The sequence below is a fragment of the Pseudomonas sp. AIG genome (assembly GCF_977020205.1).
Genome location: NZ_CDROCK010000006.1, coordinates 40,668 through 58,198 on the forward strand (window position 1 = coordinate 40,668; position 17,531 = coordinate 58,198).

Genomic DNA, 17,531 nt, shown 5'->3' on the forward strand with positions numbered 1-17,531 from the left:
TGCAACCTATGTTTGCTGCAATGCCTCATGACTCGGCAACGCAAACACAACCCGCGCCCCACAAGGCGCATTCGCCTCCGCCCACAAGCGTCCCCCATGCGCCTCAATGATCGTGCGACAGATCGACAGCCCCATCCCCAGCCCGGTGGCTTTGGTGGTGTAGAACGCGGTGAAGACTTCTTCCGCGCGCTCACAGGCAAACCCCGGCCCGGAGTCGCTGACCGTGATCCGCACGTTTTCACCGGCGCAAGTGCTGCTGATCGACAGTCGACGCGCGCCCTCCTCCATCACCGCCATGGCTTCGAGACCGTTGACGATCAGATTGAGCAGAACCTGTTGCAACTCGACCCGGTCCGCCAATACCGCCGGCAAGTCGCTGGCCAGTTGCACGGACACCACAGCCCTATACCGAGTCGCCTCACCGCGCGTAAACCCGACCATTTCGTCCACCACCGCATTGAGGTCCAGCGCTTGCCGTTGCGGCGGCGTCTTGCGGATCAATGCGCGGATTCGGCCGAGTACGTCGGCCGCGCGGTTGCCATCGCTGATGATGCGCCTGAGGCCATGCTCGACTTCATCGGTGTTCGGCGGTTGTGCGCCGAGCCAGCGCAGCGCGGCGTTGGCATTGGTCACGGTGGCGGCGATCGGCTGGTTGACTTCGTGGGCGATGGACGCCGCCAACTGGCCCATGGTCGCCACGCGGTTGGCGTGGGCCAGTTCCGCTTGTACCTGACGGTAACGGCGCTCGCCTTCGCGCACTTGTTCTTCCGCTTGTTTGCGTTCGCTGAGGTCGAGGACGAACGCCACGCCCTGTTGCTGACTGGCTTCAAACGCGGCCAGACCGACGATCACCGGCAGGCAACTGCCGTCCTTGCGGATGTATTCCTTTTCGAACGGCTGAGTGCGCCCGGTGCGGATCGCCGTCGCCAGCGCCGCTTCGCTTTCGGCGCGCCGAGCCGGCGGGGTCATGTCGCGCCAATGCACGTTCCCCGAGAGCAGATCATCGCGCTGGTAGCCAACCATGCGCAGGAACGCGTCGTTGGCCTCAATGATTTCCCCTTCAACGCTCCAGACGATAATGCCGATGATGTTGGCATCGACCAGCCGGCGAATCTTCGCTTCGCGCTCGGCGACGTCACGATACAGCCGCGCGTTGTCCAGCGAGATGGCCGCTTGTGAAGCGACCAGCCGCAGCACGGCAACACGCGCCGGGCTGAACACCCCCGCCGACAGATTGTTCTCCAGGTACAACGCCCCGGCGACTCTCCCCTGATTCATCAATGGCAGGCACAGGATCGAGCGGGCGCCGTGCTGTTGCATATAGGGATCGGTGGCGAATGCCGGATCGGCGCCGGCATCGTCCAGACACAGATTTTCGCCGGTGCGCAAGGTCTGGTAGAGCACCGATTCGGCCAGCGCCGTCGCGTTGACCGGCTCATTGCACAGTAAATTGCTGCTGTCGCCAATGCGCGTTCGCGCGGCGATATACGGAATCTCGCCTTCGGTGAGAATCAGCACACCCCGCTCGGCGCCGGCCTGTTCGATGGCGGTGCGCATGATCGTTTGGATCAACCGGTCGAGAACAATTTCGCCAGACACGGCTTGGGAGACCTTGAGCACCGTGGACAGATCCAGATGCTCGACGGCAGTGATGATGGTCGCAGTCGGGCTGGGCAGCGCGTCTTCCTGGCGCAGAAAACGGTGCCGTCGTTCCAGTTGTCGCACCTTGCCATCGGCGCCCCAGCGCAAGTAACCGTAGCGCGCGTCTTGCAGGTAAACGCGGGCGATTTTCGCCAGACCGCGAGCACCGTAGAAACGCGCCGCCAGTTCGTTGGCCAAAGCCTCGATGTGAACGAAACCGTTATCCGCCGCCAATTGAATCGCCTGTTCATACAGCAACTCTGCTTCGATCAGTTGCCCCGCAACCCGCGCGATTTCCGCGCCGACCAGCGCCACGTGGCTGGCGAAGGTTTCGGCACACTGTTGCGCCCAGGTCTGCAGTTGATCGTGGTGTTCTGCCAAGCGTTGCAGTTGATGGCTATTGGCATCGCCGTGGGCGGCCAATGTCAGCGCTGCGTAGAAGTGGTATTCGGCCTCCTCGAAAAAAGAAGAAATCACCCACATTAATTCCTGCGCTTGAGCCGCGCAGTCAGCGGCCGCCGCGTAATCTGCAGCCAGATAACGCGCCTGCAATTTGCGCACCCAATATTTGCCCCGAGCCAGCGCCAGATCAGGCGCGGCGAGGTTCGCCTCGAAGTGCGTCTCATCAAATTGTTCATCGTTGAAACTGCTGAATTCCAGTGTCTGCCCGCGCAACATGCGGATCAGTGCCCGCTGGCAACTCATGAAGCTGATCACCAGTCCGAAGCGGATTTTCTGCGCATAAGCCAGCCCCGCCTCGGCTTGAACCTGCACTTCCGCCAGCGGTTCGCCAATAAACAGCAGGTCGGAAATCAAGCTGTTGCCGGCATAAGCTGCATAGGGCAAATCGCCGCTGCGGTTGCCGGCGCTGAGCGCACGTCGCAACAATTCACGGCACTCGCGCACCGGGCGCATCCAGCGCACCACGAAAATCGAGAAGCACAGGTAGGTACGCGCTTCGTATTGCGTAAGGCCTCGGCGGTCAACCAGATCGCAGCCCAAACGGCCGAAGCGGTAACCGCTGGTGTAGTCACCGAAGCGCCGCCCGGCGACCCGCACAACGTTGGCGTAGAGCATGCAGGAGGCGTCGCAATTGCCGTGCTCCAGACTCAGACTGACGGCTTTACAGATGGTCAGGCATGCGAGGTTCGCATCGGACTGCAACGCCGGGGCCAACAGTTTGCTCAACGCATCCAGCGTCACCAGTGAGGCCGGATCTTCCATCAGCGGCAGGTCGATCAATTGTTCTATGCTGCGCTCACCCAGTTGCGTCCAGATCTGCTGGTATTCCTGGCGCACTTGCTGATCGTCCGGATGCGCCGTCCAGTCGATGCCAACCTGACGCAAATAGGCTAGGCAGACCGCCACCGCGCGGTCGCTGCGATCAAGCAACAGATAGACGTCCATGTGCAAACACGTCACGGCCGCACGCTCTACGGTGGTTGCCGCGCGCTCGGCCAGACCCTGCAAACGGGCATCCGCCAGTGCCAATTGCCCGGTGAGAAATTCGCACTCGGCGCGGTTCAGCTCCAGGGCAAACGCCAACTCATGGCGGCTGTCGAAGCCTTGTGCGCCAAGCACTGTTGCACCCGCGCCCAGGTAGGTCAGCGCTGAGGTGTAAGCGGTCGAAGCCTTGGCGCGCTGACCGGCGAGCAGATTGAATTCGGCCAGTTGTTCACGCTCGGCCCGGGCGCTGATCAGGCTGGTGCCACGGTTGAGTTGGCCGACGATTTCAAAGATCGCCTCTTCGCGCCCCTCGCCCGGCGTTTGCAGCGCCAATAGCCGGCCGATGCGCAAATGCGTCTGCGCACGTTCGGCTTCGGCGATCAGCGAGTAAGCCGCCTCGTGCACACGGTCGTGGGCAAACGCACAGGCGCCGTCCAGACGTCCAACCAGATCCTGGCGCACCGCCGGCCACAGCGCCGCGTGCACGCGAGCCGTGGACAGATCGAGCACGGTGGCCAGGGTGTCGATCCGCGCGACGTTGCCCAGGCACGCCAATTGTTGCAAGGCCTGCCGGGTTTCCAGTGGCAAACGCGCAAGCTTGCCGACCATCAGATCGACAACGTTGTCGGTGTAGCCTTTGCCGTTGATCAGCTCAAGATCCCAGCGCCAACGATTGAGCTGATGGTCGTAAATCAGCAGTTCTTCCTCGGCGAGGGCTTGGAGAAACTGGATGACGAAAAACGGATTGCCGCCGGTCTTGTCCAGCACCAGTCGCGCCAACGTGACGATGCTCGCGGGTGGACAGCGCAACGATTCGGCGATCAGTTGTTCGATGTGCACACCCGCGAGCGGGGTCAGGCGAATCTCGGCGATGTGCGCGCCGGCACTACGAATGGCTTTGAGTTTGCTGCTGAGCGGGTGGTCGGCATCGACCTCGTTATTTCGGTAGGCGCCGACCAGCAGCAGGTGGCCAACCTCTGCGCGGGTCAGCAGCTCTTCGAGCAGATCCAGCGTCGCCGCATCCAGCCATTGCAGGTCATCAAGAAACAACGCCAACGGGTGTTCCGGTCGGGCAAACACGCTGATAAAGCGCTGCAACACCCGCAGGAAACGCTGCTGCGCTTGTTGCGGTTCAAGCTCCGGCACCGCTGGCGGCTCGCCGATGATCAGTTTCAGTTCGGGGATCAATTCGGTCATCAGCCGCGCGTTCGGCGACAGTGCCTGCAACAGCGCCGCGCGCCATTCAACGAGCACTTCGCGGCGCTTGCCCAGCAGCGTGCGCACCAGCCCTTGAAAGGCTTGAACCAGCGTCGCATAGGGAATATCGCGCTTGTACTGATCGAACTTGCCGGAGGCGAACAGCCCCCGCGACGGCACCAGCACTTTATGCAACTCGCTGACTACCGAGGATTTGCCAATGCCTGAGTAACCGGACACCAGCACCAGTTTCGGCGATTGGCTCTGCACCACGTGTGCGAACGCATCGATCAGTGTTTGCACTTCGCGCTCGCGCCCGTAGAGTTTCTCCGGGATCAGCAGGCGATCGATCGCGCCCTGTTCGTTCAGGGTAAATGTCTCGATGTGCCGGGCGCGCTGCCAATCGTTCAGGCAACGACGCAGGTCATGCTCGACGCCGGCTGCGGTTTGATAGCGCTCTTCGGCGGTCTTGGCGAGCAACTTCATGACCACCCGCGAAAGCATCGCCGGCACGGTGGCCACCCGTTCGCACGCCGGCATCGGTAAACGCGCGATGTGGCAATGCACCCATTCCATCGGATCATTGGCGCTGAACGGCAGTGAGCCGGTGAGCATCTGATAAAGGGTCACGCCAAAGGCATACAGATCACTGCGCGAATCGATCGAGCGGTTCATCCGCCCGGTTTGTTCCGGCGCCATGTACGCGAGGGTGCCGGCGATGGTTTCCGGTGGTTCCGGCGCCTGCCGTTCACGGGGCAGACGTGAGGCGAGGCCGAAGCCGGTCAGGCGTGTCTGGCCGTCGCTGCAATTGACCAGAATGTGTTGCGGCTTGAGGTCTTTGTGCACCAGCCCGCACTGGTGCAGGCGGCCCAGCGCCACGGCGATGTTGATGGCCAGCAGCAGGCCGGTTTCGGTGTCCAGCGGCGCGATCAATAAACGCGACAGCGGCTCGCCGCCGGGGTCGTCGAACAGCAGACGCGTGGTTGCGCCTGCGCGTTCAATGGCTTGCGGTTGCAGCGCCCATTCACCGTTGAGATCGTCCTTGAGGCTGTATTCGTGCGCCAGTCGATCGAGGGTCGCAGGCAGCGGCTGAGCGAGGGTCGGGCGCATTACCAGAACATTGCGGCTGCCCTCCCCTTGGCCGCGTTCGCGGGTAAACACCCGCTCGCCGTCGTCCCACAAAATCTGTTTTTTGCTGGCCATCTGTGTCGACACCGTCAAAGGGTTTTCTGCCACGCGGTGGATGACCCGCGATTTTTAGCGAAGACCGCCGTTCAAGCGTTGCGCCGCGCCGGCTCGATGCCCAGGGCTTCGGCGATGCGCACCAGATCCGCCACCGAGCGTGCCGAAAGTTTCTTCATCATCTGGCCGCGATGAACTTTCACCGTCACTTCACTGAGGTTGAGTTGCGCGGCGATCTGTTTGTTCATCAGCCCGACAATGACAAAACTGAGCACCTCACGTTCGCGCACCGTCAATGTCTCGTAGGCCTGGCGCATAACCGCGCCAGACTGCTCGGCAAGCAACCGCGCACTGTCGCGGGCCAGCGCGCTGGCCACGGCGTCGAGCATGTCCTGATCGCGAAACGGCTTGGCGAGAAAGTCCACCGCGCCGGCCTTCATCGCCTTGACGGTCATGGCGATATCGCCGTGTCCGGTCATGAACACAATGGGAATGCGCACGCCGGTCTTTTCCATCTGCTCCTGTAAAGTCAGACCGCTTTCACCGCGCAGGCGCACATCGAGCACCAGGCAACCGGGCACGTCACGTTTGGCCGATGCGAGAAAATTCTGTGAGGTTTCGAAGGTCTGCACCTGCAGGCCGATGGAGCGCAGCAAACCGTCGAGCGCTTGGCGCATCGAGGCGTCGTCGTCGACCACATAAACCACTGGCTCGCGCAACGTCGGCGGGTTGGCGCTGGGGCTGGGGCTGGAATGCGACCACAGGGTCATGCTGTCTCCTCGGCGAGATCGCAACGCGTACGATGTGCAGGTGAATAAATCTAGTCCATGATGGCAAACGCAGCCAGAGGCCAGCCAAACGGTCGCGCAGCAGGCTAGCAGTCGGCGCGCGTTGCCGACAGGCCAGAAAACCCTGAAAATCGGCCATGTCGCCGCCGCCCCACTTCAGCCGATTGAACAGGCAGATTTTGATGTCCAGCGCCTTCCCACAGCCTCGCACTTCTGCCGCGCAATCACGCGACGTGGTGTTCATTGCCTACCCGCGCATGAGCCTGCTCGACCTCAGCGGCGCACAAACGGTGTTCTGGGCGGCGAGCAAAGCCTTGGCCGAACGCGGTCAACCCGGTTATCAACTGCACACCGCCAGCCTTGACGGCGGTTTGGTGCACACCGTCGAAGGTCTGGCCGTGGACACCTGCACGCTGCGCGATCTGGACATTGCCACGCTGGACACCCTCGTCGTCCCCGGTGCACCGGACATCTGCCAGACCCTCGATGAACACGGAGAATTGACCGATTGGCTACGTCGTGCGGCCCCGAGCGCGCAACGCGTGGTCTCGGTGTGCAGCGGCGCCTTTCTGCTGGCCAAGGCTGGCCTGCTCGACGGCTGTCGCGCCGCGACGCATTGGGCCATGTGCGAAACGTTGCGCGAACGCTTCCCGGCGATCGAAGTGGATGCCGATGCAATCTTCATCCAGCAAGGCACGGTGTGGACATCGGCCGGGGTCACGGCCGGAATCGACCTGGCGTTGGCATTGGTCGAAGCTGATGCCGGCCGCGAAGTGGCTTTGCAGGTCGCCCGCGAACTGGTGGTGTACCTCAAACGCCCCGGTGGTCAGGCGCAATACAGCACACTGCTGCAGGCGCAAGTGCAGGACAGTCCGTTGTTCGACTCACTGCACCTGTGGCTGATGGACAACCTCGGCGATCCCAAGCTGAGTGTGGAGCGTCTCGCCGAGCAGGCCAGAATGAGCCTGCGCAATTTCACCCGGGTCTACAAACAGAACACCGGGCGCACGCCGTCCAAAGCCATCGAATTGTTCCGCCTCGAAGCGGCCAAGCGTCTGCTGGAAAACTCAACGCACAACATCGACAAGGTCGCGCGTCTCTGCGGCTTTGGTGACGAAGAGCGGCTGCGCGCCTGCTTTCAGCGGCACCTGTCGATTTCACCGCGTGATTACCGCAGCCGCTTCAGCCGTGAAGGCTGATGGCCGGAACGGCTGAGGGCCAAAGGATCTCGACCGACTATACCTAGGTATAGTTTTGCGCCGGTGCGGACGGCGTATGGTGCAAGAACGACAGGAGTCGTCACGCATGCCATCCGGCCAGGGAGCCTTATGCACAACACGGTTGTCATTGCAGTGGTTGACGACGACGAGGCCATTCGCAGTGCGCTGAGAAGCTTGCTGCGCGCCAGTGGCTACCGGGTGCAGACCTATTGCGGCGCCCGCGCTTTCCTTGCATCAACAGACCTTGCGCAGGTGCACTGCCTGATTTCCGATATCCAGATGCCCGGCATGAGCGGACTGGAACTCCTTGAAGCGTTGCGCGCGCAAGGCTTGCGCATTCCGGTGATTTTCGTCACTGCTCATCCCGATGACGTGAACACCCGAGTCCCCGAAGTGGTGGCTTGCCTGCCCAAGCCCTTCCAGGCCGATGACTTGCTCAAGCACATCGACATAGCCCTGAATTGAACCAAGCCTGTGTAGGTTCGATACCTTCGTATACCTCCCTTCCACGCATGCGTAATCGACGCACACCGATGGACAACTGCGCCCGCAGCCCCCACGCCATAGCATCGTTTTCGACAGCAGGCGATTAAGCGCCATGCAGTACGGCAAGCAGTTTGCGGCGGCCAGTGATCGTCACGCCAGAGTCGAAACCACGACTCGGTTTATCCATCCATCAGCGTCAGGGAGCATTTTATGAAACAGCAATTATTGGTGATCGGTGCAGGGTTCGGCGGACTCTGGAGCACGTTGAGCGCCGCGCGTTTGCTGGACATGCATGACCGTCACGACGTGGAGATCACTCTGCTCGCCCCGCAAGCCGAACTGCGCATCCGTCCGCGTTTCTACGAACCCGACGTGCACAGCATGTATGCGCCGCTCGACGCGCTGTTCGACGCGGTCGGAGTGCGTTTCGTCAAAGGCACCGCCGAGAGCATCGACGGCCAGGCACGTCGCGTGGGTTATCGCGATGAAAGCGGTCGCCCGGGTGAGCTTTCTTACGATCGCCTGGTGCTGGCCAGCGGCAGCCAACTGGCCCGTCCGCCAGTGCCGGGCCTGAAAGAACACGCCTTCGACGTTGACCAGATCGAATCTTCGGCGCGGCTGGAACGCCACCTGATCTCGCTGGCCAGTCAGCCGGCCAGCAAGGCCCGCAACACGGTGGTCATCGCCGGCGGAGGCTTCACCGGGATCGAAACCGCAACCGAAATGCCGGCCCGTTTAAGCGCCATTCTGGGTGAGGGTCAAGACGTTCGAGTGATCATCGTTGATCGCAGCAAAGACATCGCCGCGACCATGGGCGACGGGATTCGCCCGTCCATCATCGAAGCCTCGAAAGAACTGGGCATCGAGTGGATCGTCGACGCCTCGGTCGCCGGCGTGGATGCCAACGGCGTAACCCTCGCCGATGGCCGCCACATCGAAAGCAACACGGTGATCTGGACCGTGGGTTTCCGCGCCAGTCCATTGACTGAACAGCTCAACGCCGAACGCGACGTCCAGGGTCGTCTGCACGTCGATGGCAACCTCAAAGTGCAAGGTCTCGATCACGTATTCGCCGCCGGCGATGTCGCCCGCGCCGCCACCGACGACGTCGGTAACTTCTCGGTGATGTCTTGCCAGCACGCCATCAGCCTCGGTCGTCACGCTGGCAACAACGCCGTCGCCGATCTGCTCGGCGTGGCGCCAACCACTTACCGTCAGCCGAAGTACGTTACCTGCCTTGACCTGGGTGCCTGGGGCGCCGTGTACACCGAGGGCTGGGATCGCCAACTGAAACTGGTGAAAGCCGAAGCCAAAGAATTGAAGACGCAAATCAACAGCGTGTGGATCTACCCGCCGGCCGCCGAGCGCAGCGCCGCGCTGGCCGCTGCCGACCCTGCAATTCCGGTGGCTTGATCGCCCCCCTTCAACCTCGAACCGATGTCTTGCCTGAGTACAAGGAGAACACCATGACCGTGCATCTGGATTCATTCACCGCCAATAGCGCAATCCTGCAAACCCCGCCCGAAGAACTGGTGCCGTCGCGCTACGCGCTGCGCCTGGGTGACATCGACGTGATGGTGATCAGCGACGGCGTCCTGCCGCTGCCGACCCAGACCATGTCGACCAACGCCGATCCCGAAGCCCGTGCTGCGTGGTTCAAGGAGATGTATCTGGGCCCCGACGCATTCGACTGGGCACTCAACGTGCTGGTGGTGCGTAGCGGCGAACAGGTGATCCTCGTCGACGCCGGCCTCGGCGGGCAGTTCCCCGGTTTCCCCCGCGCCGGACAATTTCCCAAACGCCTCGCGGCGGCCGGTATCGACCTCGGCGACGTCACCGACATCGTGATCACCCACATGCACATGGACCACATCGGCGGCCTGCTCGTCGACACGGTGAAAAACCGTCTGCGCGACGACGTGCGCATCCACGTCACCGCCACCGAAGTCGACTTCTGGACCTCGCCGGACTTCACTTATACCGACATGCCCGCACCGGTGCCGGATGTATTGCGCTCCACCGCCAACGCGTTCATCCAGCAATATCAAAGCAAACTGCGCATCTTCGAAGACGCGTTCGAAGTCGCCCCTGGCGTCGTCGCCAAACTCACCGGCGGCCACACCCCGGGCCACTGCGTGGTCTACGTGAGCTCCGGCGACGAACGCCTGACCTTCGCCGGCGACGCCCTGTTCCCGGTGGCCTTCGACCACCCGGACTGGCACAACGGCTTCGAGCACGACCCCGATGAAGCGGTGCGCGTGCGCGTGCGGCTGCTGCAGGAAGCTGCGGCCAGTGGCGAACTGTTTGTCGCCACGCACCTGCCGTTTCCATCGGTGGGCCGTGTTGCCGTGAATGGCGAGGCGTTTCGCTGGATTCCGGCGATCTGGGATTATTGATCGCGATTGCGTTGTGCACCTTCGCCCGGCCTGTGTCGGGCGAAGGCGTGTCTGGGCCATGGACAATCCATCCTGAATTATGGCGACGCGCCGTGGCTCGTCGCACTGCCCGGATGGCAGCGAAGATATTTTGTGCTCGGGCGCCAGTCGCGTAGGCTGACGCTTTTGCGCAAAACAATTTGCCCCCGCAAGGACGCACTGCCCGATGAACACCACACAAGACTGGCTGACCCGGTTGGCACGCAAGCAAGGACAGCCTGCCACTTATGAGGACTACCGACGCAACGAGGCGCTGGAAATACTCGCTCACGTCGGCAGCACCGGCACATGGGCAGACGTAAGTAATCACGCCAACGGTTTTGTTCGTGAAGTCGCTGTGCGAGAAATGTGCAGGCAAGCGTCTGCCGAAGCATTGGCGGTGTTGATCGAACGCCTGAACGATTGGGTCCCGCAGGTGCGCGACCTGGCGGCGGCGGGCCTGCAACACTACCTCTCCCCTGTTCATACCCAGGCCTGGTTGTCCGCTCTCGAACCCTTGATGGCATTGGCAGCGCAACGCCGAGTCGACCACAGCCAGACCTTATCGACGGTTCGCGCAATGCTGCAATCGGCGAAATGCCGGGACGAGGTGTACGCCGATTTCTTGGATCGCCAAGGCAAAGCCGCGCGTTACCTGTTTACGCTGTTGCTGGAAAATCCTGAGAACCCCGAAACCCTGCTCTGCAGCGCTTTAGCTCATCGCGAGTTGACTGTACGTTTGATGGCGGTGTCGGCGACTGCAATGTTGCCGGCGCCGCAAAGTCTGCCGTTGCTCCTTGAAGCGATGTCACGGCCCGGCGGCAAAATCCGTGTGCGTGTGCTTCATGCGCTGCTGCCGCTACTCGCCGATCCGAAACCTGTACTGCACGAAGCCTTGTTGGATGTGTCACCTGCCGTCCGCAATCTGGCGCTGTGGGCGGCACCGCGTAACGACGTTGATGCGCACGCGGTCCTCGCCGAGCGCTTGATTCAGCCGTTACCCACGGCAAAACAACACTGGCTGGGCGTGATCGGCCTGACCACTGAACTCGCTGGCACGTTGCCAGAGCACTGGCACGCCCGCGCATTACGCTCGGCTTTTGTTACCGTGCGACAAGCCGCCGCGCGCCTGCTTCGCGACGATCAATTGCCTGAACTGTTCGCGGCACTCGACGATCCGTCGGATAAAGTTTTTTCGGTGGTGATTGCGCGACTGGACAAAGTTTCCTGGCCGTTGTTGAGGAACGAATTAACAGCCAGACTTGATCGAGACTGGCATGAACTCCCGCTGGAGCGGCGCAGCGCCATTTTTCGACTGCTCCCGAGATGGCAACAAATCGGCTACTTGTTAGGCCGCCTCGATACAGGGCACGCCGGACAAACCTACTGGATCGGCCAAATCGAATCGTGGTGCGACAGGCAATATCTGGTTGTCGATCCGGTAACACCGAAGGCAGAGCGCGAAACACTGCGGGAAAAAATTCGGGAGTTGACGGCAAAGGGACTGATCCGCTCAGGCGTACGTTTGCTCTCCTGAATGATCCAGGCTGTTGATCAAGACAACCGCTACCTTTCCTCCTTTACATGGAACGACGGTCGCTCCCTGCTCTCTACCGCTGAACCTACAGCGGAGGGATTGACCATGATTGCCCCTGAAACCGGTATGAAACCGGGTGAGCGTTATCGCATTGAAAGCGTCGAGCGCGCGCCGCAATTTTCCGGATTTTTCCTCGACGGCAAGTATTACCTGGGCCCCGAGTTGCAAACGGCCGTGGGCTGGCTTGAAGGGCAGAATTTCCTGTATGACCAACTCGATCCCAATGGCGAACCGGTTTATCCAGACAGACTCGTCGGCACGATCACCGCACGGACACTGGAGCTGACAGACGGCCTGCGTCTGAGCATCGAGGAAATGCCGTTTCAGGCAGAAGCCGTTACGCCATTCCGGTCATTTGACGAAGTGACCGTTGAACCCCGACCACTGGCGATATCGCAGCGGCATACAGCAGCAGGCTTGCGCCAACCGATGCAACCTTCGGCGCTCCTGGTTGCAGGCGCTGCATTGCTGGTCGGGCTGTGCCTGTTGGCGATCAATCGTTCTGGTGGTCGCGTCAGATAGCCTTTGCACGACGCGGGTGGTGGCCGCTGCCTTGTCACGGCCCGCGCTCAAAAGCCAAGTACAGCGCTTGCTTCGCGCATGAAAATTTCCACGGTTTTCGGACCGATGCCCTCGAATTGCGCCAGTCGCTTCTCAAACGTCGTGCGGTCAGCGCTGGCCTCGACCATCTGGCTGACCTTGCCCGCGTACTCGTCGTTTAACCGGCGTGCCAAGGCGTGAAGCCGTACGGCGGTAGTCTCGTCATAACGCACGTAATGCGCCTCCCCGAGCATCGCGACCAGTTCGCGATGGCTGCACGAAGCCAGTTTGCGCGGTGTATCGCGCCCGTGTTTATCGGCAATCACCCGATAGGCTTCGGCGGCGATTTCGGCCTGTATCCGCTTGCCCATCAGGAAACTGGCAAGCAGCCATTTGAACAGGGAACCGTCATCGTTGTGCTTGAGCTGAATGTTCAAATCCCTGGCACTGATCGTCTTGGTCACCGGCTACCTCCGGGAGTTGAAATCGATGGGATTTTTCGTGCCCTTGTCTACTCGGCAAGGCTTGATCTTTAGGCTTGCGCCCGCTCCAGCCGTTCAACTCAAAACAATTGTCGGCAGCCTGAAACAAACTCCGAAAATCCTTTGAATTTTTTCCATCGGCAAAACTCATTTGCGTATGAGCGTAAGGAGGAACGCATGAGCAACGTCGACATCTTCGTCATCGAATACAAACTTCACGGCCAGCCAAAATCATTCGTCATCCGCGCGAAAACCATGCGCAATGCCGATGCCTGGCATTGGGCGAGTTGCGATGCCGGCATCGCGCCAATACCAAAACCCGGCAAACCGCCGTTGAAAGTGATCTCCAAACCCCAGGCCGAGCGCTTTGGCATTACCGAAGTTAAGTGGCGTGAAACGGCGACCGTGGACTGGACAGAGGCATAGTCATGCTCAAACAAATCGGGAATACGCTGGATGGTGGGATTGGGCAGTCGCCGTGAGGATCCTCAAGCGCCTCGCCGACGCCAGGCGGATACAAACCCGGGCATCCCGCGGATGTCTCGGGCTGGCACCTAAACTAGAAATTAGCGACAGCTTTTGGGTGGCCCATAGAGTTCGGTTTCCCAGTCCTCAAAAGGCGGTTTTACTTCGAAAGACCGATCGCAGTATGACCGTAGGTAGTCAGTCGCCCTTTTTTGCGCGTGAGTGAAATTAAGGACATTGCCTTCGTCGTCCATCTCTATGACATTCGCAAATATCGCAAAGACCTGTTCAATTGCACTGGGCTCTGAGCCATACATATCGAGGTACTTCACGTCCTCGAGCATGTAGTGGCTTCCACTGGCCATGAAGTATGCGAACGTTCGGAGTGCTCCGCTGAAATCGTTACTTAGCTTTTTCATATCAGGATCTTGTAGCCAACATTAAGGATTTGATTGAGAAGCGATTTTCATCCCCCTCCTGAACGAGCAAAGCAAATGGCCCTGCCCGTTAGCAGGACGCTAGGAATACTCCTCAATGCCGGGCGGTAGTTTTATGCCGCGCAGGGCGCGATAGCAAACGCCACTTCCATAAACCAGCCACTTCTCTCCGGCTTTGGCTTTGTGAACCAAGGCTTGCAGCATGCGGACAAGCCGCAAGACTCGGCTCCTGAACAACAAGGGTTGAACCGGCCGCACGGGTTGCCCTGGATAGTGAACGGTACCTAGATGCTCGCGCCAACGAGCCGGTCGCTGACAGCGCTCCGTTTCCAGGTTATTTAAAATCTCCAACGCGTCATCCAGGTCATCACGTTTGAGCTGGAACTTCACGTTTATCGTTCCAATGCCTATTCCCGCATCTCTCTGCGCATATTGTTCAAAAGCAGATGCAATCAGAGAAAAGTATCCATGCGAATGAAAGGAATCAGTATTGAAAGCAATTAGGTCCTGATCGTCCAGCAACCATGATCGGTCTATATTTTTCGGGGTGTATAAGCCGAGGACGTGACGCACGGGACTGCACCTGATTACTGGCTGACTAACGGAAGACCTAGCGTAAGAGGAGCTCCATCTATTTGCTATCATCCTGATGCTTTTTCGTGGCCGAATGCGCGAGCGGCACGCCCACGTAGCGGCTCGCGTTGGCCACCAGCGGTCCGGCAATTCGACTATTCATGTAAGGCACGTTAATGATCCCCGAATTGGCAGTCTCGAATCTTTTAGGGCCATGGCGCGGGGATGCCGATACCGGGCTGATGCAACGCTGCAAGGAGTCATGGGACACACCGCTAATCCATTTGAGCGATCTGATGGTCGATACTTTTTTGAATCAGAATATCGCGCCCGCACACCTCTTGATCGAGGCAAAACACCGCATCGAAGCGCGGGAAAGAGATGGCTCCGAGTACTTCGACGGCCAGCTTCTCGAAGCGATAGAACATGTGAGGTCTCGGGGGCTGGATTCTTCTGGAGTTTGATATGGGGTTCTCCACCACGCTATGGGGTTGGTACGGTCAAAATGAGTACAAGCAGGTTCTTGCCGTATGCGAGGTAATCGAAGCGCTTGGGTTTCTGGCCCAAACCTCGGGCATACAGCAGACAACTATTCCGGATTGCCCCGCCTGTGAAGTCTGGTCCGACATGATTCTTCCGATAGAAAAGGTTCTTTCAATCTGCGGCAGCGGGCTACCGGAGGACGTGAAAAGCCGGCTGGAAGACATTTGGGAGCGCTGCAATAGCCTTACCGAGGCCGCATTTCATTGCAATGATCGGCTGATATTTGATCATGAAGAATGGATGCCCATCAGGACGCGTGCCACAGAGCTGATGGCTTTAATGGAGTTGACGGAAATCCACCCATTCCTGGGTGACCTGCTATTGGACTGTAAAAAGTCGCTCGCGGAATAATTCGCTGGGTGGTTCACGCTTACCAGATCGGTTTTCGTTTCAACAGTTGAGTGAATGCGCATCACCGCCGACCTGAATGAGCGGCAAGTCGGCGGTGCTGCGCAGGACGGTTACTGCACTCGTAGTTCCAGCAGCTCACCGCCCTCTTTACTCAAACGCTCCAGGTAAGCATCGGCATCGAGCAACTGATAAGGGAAGTACAGACCTGCCGGAGTGGGTGGTTTGCCATCCAGCCCGAGCAGTCGCTCCAACAGCATGGCTACGCTGAGCGCTGTCAACGCTGCGGCGCCTGCCGGGTGAACGACGGCATGCCGTGTGTGCAGCGTCCGCACCTGGCGATCCTCACCGACCATTTCGATGAGGATCTCGGTCGACATTGGCCGACCCGCGCGCCGCGAAGAACTCACCCCGCTGGCCAGATTGAACTGCACATTCGGCGCGTCGGTGGCGGCAGCCAGCCCGGTAACATCGATGGACGAGAAGCCAGAGGCTTGCATCAACGTACCGTCCACCGCACGGAAGCTGACGTTCTGCTCCTCACCTTCACGCCAGATGTAATTGCCGTCGCGCCGCGTCAGGGCGGCGGGCAGCATTTTGCTCAAGTGTTCAAAATCTTTGGCCACGGTCGGCCCGCCGCCGTCCTGCTCGTCAACCAACGCATCAATGCGAATATCGCGCACCTGGGCAAACGCCTCAGCAATGTGCAGCGCCGCCACCGTCGTTGCACCCACCATCCATTCGTAACCCAGCACGATGGCGGATGCGTCAGGGCGATGCATGTAACTGGCGATTTGCGGCGCAATCTCGAAAACGCCGGAAGAAATGCTCAAGTGCGGCACCTTGCGCTGCTGCGCAAAACGCAGCCCGGCCAGGGAATGATCCATGTAGAAAACCGCCACAGCGCTGACCGGGCGATCGCCCAGCCCCAGGTCGTCGGCAGCAGGATCAATGACCACGCCCTGCGCCCCGCCCATTTCCTCGGCGGCTTGTTGAGCCTTGGCCAGGTCGCGGCCGCCGATCAGCAAAGGGACATCGGGATGGGCGGCGCGCAGGGCTTTGGCAGAACGGTGGCCGATGGCGCCGGAGCCGCCCAGAAACAAAATCGGATGAACTGACATGGGTATCCTTCCTCGTCTTTTTTGGGTTGCAACTTAGTGTTGGTGCGTTCCCTGTCGTGAGGGTTCCGCACCATTACTGAGCTGGAGGGTGGACCGACGAATGTCATTTTGAACGGCGTGTTGATGAGGCGCGTTTAGGAGTTTTTTGTAGCTGTTTAAAAGACACGTCGCGTTACCTGCTTAAGGCTACAACTTCTTGCGCCATTGCCTACGACTGCGCCAGAATCCGCCGGCTTGTGTGTCTGGGGTGCGGGTTTTATCGTACCGGGGTCACTGAAAAACAGTGATGGGGTTTGGTAGCCCGCTTCCATATGACGCATAACGTCACCGTGCGCAGATGCTGTTTCAGCGTTTGTCTTATGGTGGCCATGCGCAGGGCGTCCTCGGGCGCGCCGGATTTTCCATATGGGCCGGTCTACCAACCTTCGTATGGCCACCACCTTTCGTTTGGTAGCGAAGGTGATGGCTCCTTAAGTCCCATATGGAGCTTCATCTATGTTCAAACCAACGCCGAATCCCCCAGAAACCGATCCAGTCTCACCCTACAAATTCCCGGACTCCCGAACACTCAACGACGCAGCCGAACGCGCCCTCGATTACTACCTCACGCCAACCCAGCGCATCATGGGCAGCGACAAAAAACACGCTCCCATGTTTCTCGCCAATTCCGACTACGACAGCGAGTCCCTGCTGGTTAACGCCAGCGAATCCCTCAGCTCAGCCACCGAAATGCTCTGCAACTTCGCCGCCCTCCTTGACCCAGGCCACCGCAAAACTGCGCTGGGGATTGCGCAAGTGGTGATGCTGGGGGAACTGGCGGTGAATCAAGCACTGGATAAAGTTGTGCCGGTGGACTGATGGGAGTTCCCACTGTGGCGGCTGTGAGGTCGCCGCCACAGTGGGGAACGTATATTTAACGCGTCTGTTATCGGCCAAGGACTGAGACTCCCGGCCGATAGCTGCCGGATAAAATATGTCGGCCAAAAACACAAACTCAGATCGCTCCTAAAGACTCACCTGAGCCGGTGCGGTAATCTCCCCGTGTCTAAAA

Annotated in this window: 16 protein-coding genes; 10 read left to right on the plus strand and 6 right to left on the minus strand. The window is 59.9% G+C overall.

From position 1 onward, the window contains the following. Positions 1-6 precede the first annotated feature (6 nt). Both ACWR1S_RS05855 and ACWR1S_RS05860 read right to left on the minus strand, forming a co-directional pair. A complete protein-coding gene (locus ACWR1S_RS05855) occupies positions 7-5,487 on the minus strand; it encodes a trifunctional serine/threonine-protein kinase/ATP-binding protein/sensor histidine kinase (protein WP_454562784.1) in 5,481 nt (1,826 codons plus the stop codon). Between the two features lie 71 nt (positions 5,488-5,558). Next, complete coding sequence (locus ACWR1S_RS05860) at positions 5,559-6,236, minus strand: response regulator transcription factor (RefSeq protein WP_454562785.1); 678 nt, start codon at positions 6,234-6,236, stop codon at positions 5,559-5,561. 200 nt (positions 6,237-6,436) lie between these two features. On the opposite strand from ACWR1S_RS05860, the gene ACWR1S_RS05865 reads away from it, so the two are divergent. The 6 genes from ACWR1S_RS05865 (at position 6,437) to ACWR1S_RS05890 (ending at position 12,493) form a co-directional block, all read left to right on the plus strand. After that, complete coding sequence (locus tag ACWR1S_RS05865; protein ID WP_454562786.1) at positions 6,437-7,453, plus strand: GlxA family transcriptional regulator; 1,017 nt, start codon at positions 6,437-6,439, stop codon at positions 7,451-7,453. 129 nt (positions 7,454-7,582) lie between these two features. Beyond that, a complete protein-coding gene (locus ACWR1S_RS05870) occupies positions 7,583-7,939 on the plus strand; it encodes a response regulator transcription factor (RefSeq protein ID WP_454562787.1) in 357 nt (118 codons plus the stop codon). A gap of 231 nt (positions 7,940-8,170) precedes the next feature. Next, positions 8,171-9,373 (plus strand): NAD(P)/FAD-dependent oxidoreductase, encoded by a 1,203-nt coding sequence (locus ACWR1S_RS05875; RefSeq protein WP_454562788.1) that lies wholly within the window; start codon positions 8,171-8,173, stop codon positions 9,371-9,373. 53 nt (positions 9,374-9,426) lie between these two features. After that, entirely contained in the window at positions 9,427-10,356 is a 930-nt protein-coding gene (locus ACWR1S_RS05880) for an MBL fold metallo-hydrolase (RefSeq protein WP_454562789.1), read from the plus strand. 235 nt (positions 10,357-10,591) lie between these two features. After that, entirely contained in the window at positions 10,592-11,911 is a 1,320-nt protein-coding gene (locus ACWR1S_RS05885) for a HEAT repeat domain-containing protein (RefSeq protein ID WP_454562790.1), read from the plus strand. Between the two features lie 105 nt (positions 11,912-12,016). Further along, entirely contained in the window at positions 12,017-12,493 is a 477-nt protein-coding gene (locus ACWR1S_RS05890; protein WP_454562873.1) for a short chain dehydrogenase, read from the plus strand. 47 nt (positions 12,494-12,540) lie between these two features. Here ACWR1S_RS05890 and ACWR1S_RS05895 read toward each other — a convergent pair whose 3' ends face one another. Continuing rightward, positions 12,541-12,975 (minus strand): DNA methylase, encoded by a 435-nt coding sequence (locus ACWR1S_RS05895; RefSeq protein WP_454562791.1) that lies wholly within the window; start codon positions 12,973-12,975, stop codon positions 12,541-12,543. A 195-nt stretch (positions 12,976-13,170) separates the two neighbouring features. Here ACWR1S_RS05895 and ACWR1S_RS05900 point away from each other — a divergent pair, with 195 nt between their 5' ends. Continuing rightward, entirely contained in the window at positions 13,171-13,419 is a 249-nt protein-coding gene (locus tag ACWR1S_RS05900; protein ID WP_077572547.1) for a DUF6555 family protein, read from the plus strand. Positions 13,420-13,559: 140 nt separating this feature from the next. On the opposite strand, the gene ACWR1S_RS05905 is transcribed toward ACWR1S_RS05900, so the two are convergent. Together ACWR1S_RS05905 and ACWR1S_RS05910 are read right to left on the minus strand one after the other, a co-directional pair. Then, complete coding sequence (locus ACWR1S_RS05905; protein ID WP_454562792.1) at positions 13,560-13,877, minus strand: DUF7677 family protein; 318 nt, start codon at positions 13,875-13,877, stop codon at positions 13,560-13,562. Positions 13,878-13,976: 99 nt separating this feature from the next. Beyond that, on the minus strand, positions 13,977-14,468 hold the full coding sequence (locus tag ACWR1S_RS05910; protein WP_454562793.1) for a hypothetical protein: 492 nt from the start codon (positions 14,466-14,468) through the stop codon (positions 13,977-13,979). A gap of 176 nt (positions 14,469-14,644) precedes the next feature. Between ACWR1S_RS05910 and ACWR1S_RS05915 the strand changes: the two genes are divergently transcribed. Next, positions 14,645-14,932 (plus strand): hypothetical protein, encoded by a 288-nt coding sequence (locus tag ACWR1S_RS05915; RefSeq protein WP_454562794.1) that lies wholly within the window; start codon positions 14,645-14,647, stop codon positions 14,930-14,932. Position 14,933: 1 nt separating this feature from the next. Then, positions 14,934-15,362 (plus strand): hypothetical protein, encoded by a 429-nt coding sequence (locus tag ACWR1S_RS05920; RefSeq protein ID WP_454562795.1) that lies wholly within the window; start codon positions 14,934-14,936, stop codon positions 15,360-15,362. Positions 15,363-15,472: 110 nt separating this feature from the next. Here ACWR1S_RS05920 and ACWR1S_RS05925 read toward each other — a convergent pair whose 3' ends face one another. Beyond that, positions 15,473-16,480, minus strand: coding sequence for an NAD(P)-dependent oxidoreductase (locus ACWR1S_RS05925; RefSeq protein ID WP_454562796.1), 1,008 nt, complete (start codon positions 16,478-16,480; stop codon positions 15,473-15,475). A gap of 495 nt (positions 16,481-16,975) precedes the next feature. On the opposite strand from ACWR1S_RS05925, the gene ACWR1S_RS05930 reads away from it, so the two are divergent. Next, positions 16,976-17,338: a DUF6124 family protein gene (locus ACWR1S_RS05930; protein ID WP_454562797.1), complete on the plus strand. Its 363-nt coding sequence runs from the start codon at positions 16,976-16,978 to the stop codon at positions 17,336-17,338. Positions 17,339-17,531 lie beyond the last annotated feature (193 nt).

Excerpts from the sequence above, each read along its gene's own strand:
- ACWR1S_RS05855 (WP_454562784.1), bottom strand. The coding sequence starts at position 5,487 with ATGGCCAGCAAAAAACAGATTTTGTGGGACGACGGCGAGCGGGTGTTT.
- ACWR1S_RS05860 (WP_454562785.1), bottom strand. The coding sequence starts at position 6,236 with ATGACCCTGTGGTCGCATTCCAGCCCCAGCCCCAGCGCCAACCCGCCG.
- ACWR1S_RS05865 (WP_454562786.1), top strand. The coding sequence starts at position 6,437 with ATGTCCAGCGCCTTCCCACAGCCTCGCACTTCTGCCGCGCAATCACGC.
- ACWR1S_RS05870 (WP_454562787.1), top strand. The coding sequence starts at position 7,583 with ATGCACAACACGGTTGTCATTGCAGTGGTTGACGACGACGAGGCCATT.
- ACWR1S_RS05875 (WP_454562788.1), top strand. The coding sequence starts at position 8,171 with ATGAAACAGCAATTATTGGTGATCGGTGCAGGGTTCGGCGGACTCTGG.
- ACWR1S_RS05880 (WP_454562789.1), top strand. The coding sequence starts at position 9,427 with ATGACCGTGCATCTGGATTCATTCACCGCCAATAGCGCAATCCTGCAA.
- ACWR1S_RS05890 (WP_454562873.1), top strand. The coding sequence starts at position 12,017 with ATGATTGCCCCTGAAACCGGTATGAAACCGGGTGAGCGTTATCGCATT.
- ACWR1S_RS05900 (WP_077572547.1), top strand. The coding sequence starts at position 13,171 with ATGAGCAACGTCGACATCTTCGTCATCGAATACAAACTTCACGGCCAG.
- ACWR1S_RS05905 (WP_454562792.1), bottom strand. The coding sequence starts at position 13,877 with ATGAAAAAGCTAAGTAACGATTTCAGCGGAGCACTCCGAACGTTCGCA.
- ACWR1S_RS05915 (WP_454562794.1), top strand. The coding sequence starts at position 14,645 with ATGATCCCCGAATTGGCAGTCTCGAATCTTTTAGGGCCATGGCGCGGG.
- ACWR1S_RS05920 (WP_454562795.1), top strand. The coding sequence starts at position 14,934 with ATGGGGTTCTCCACCACGCTATGGGGTTGGTACGGTCAAAATGAGTAC.
- ACWR1S_RS05925 (WP_454562796.1), bottom strand. The coding sequence starts at position 16,480 with ATGTCAGTTCATCCGATTTTGTTTCTGGGCGGCTCCGGCGCCATCGGC.
- ACWR1S_RS05930 (WP_454562797.1), top strand. The coding sequence starts at position 16,976 with ATGTTCAAACCAACGCCGAATCCCCCAGAAACCGATCCAGTCTCACCC.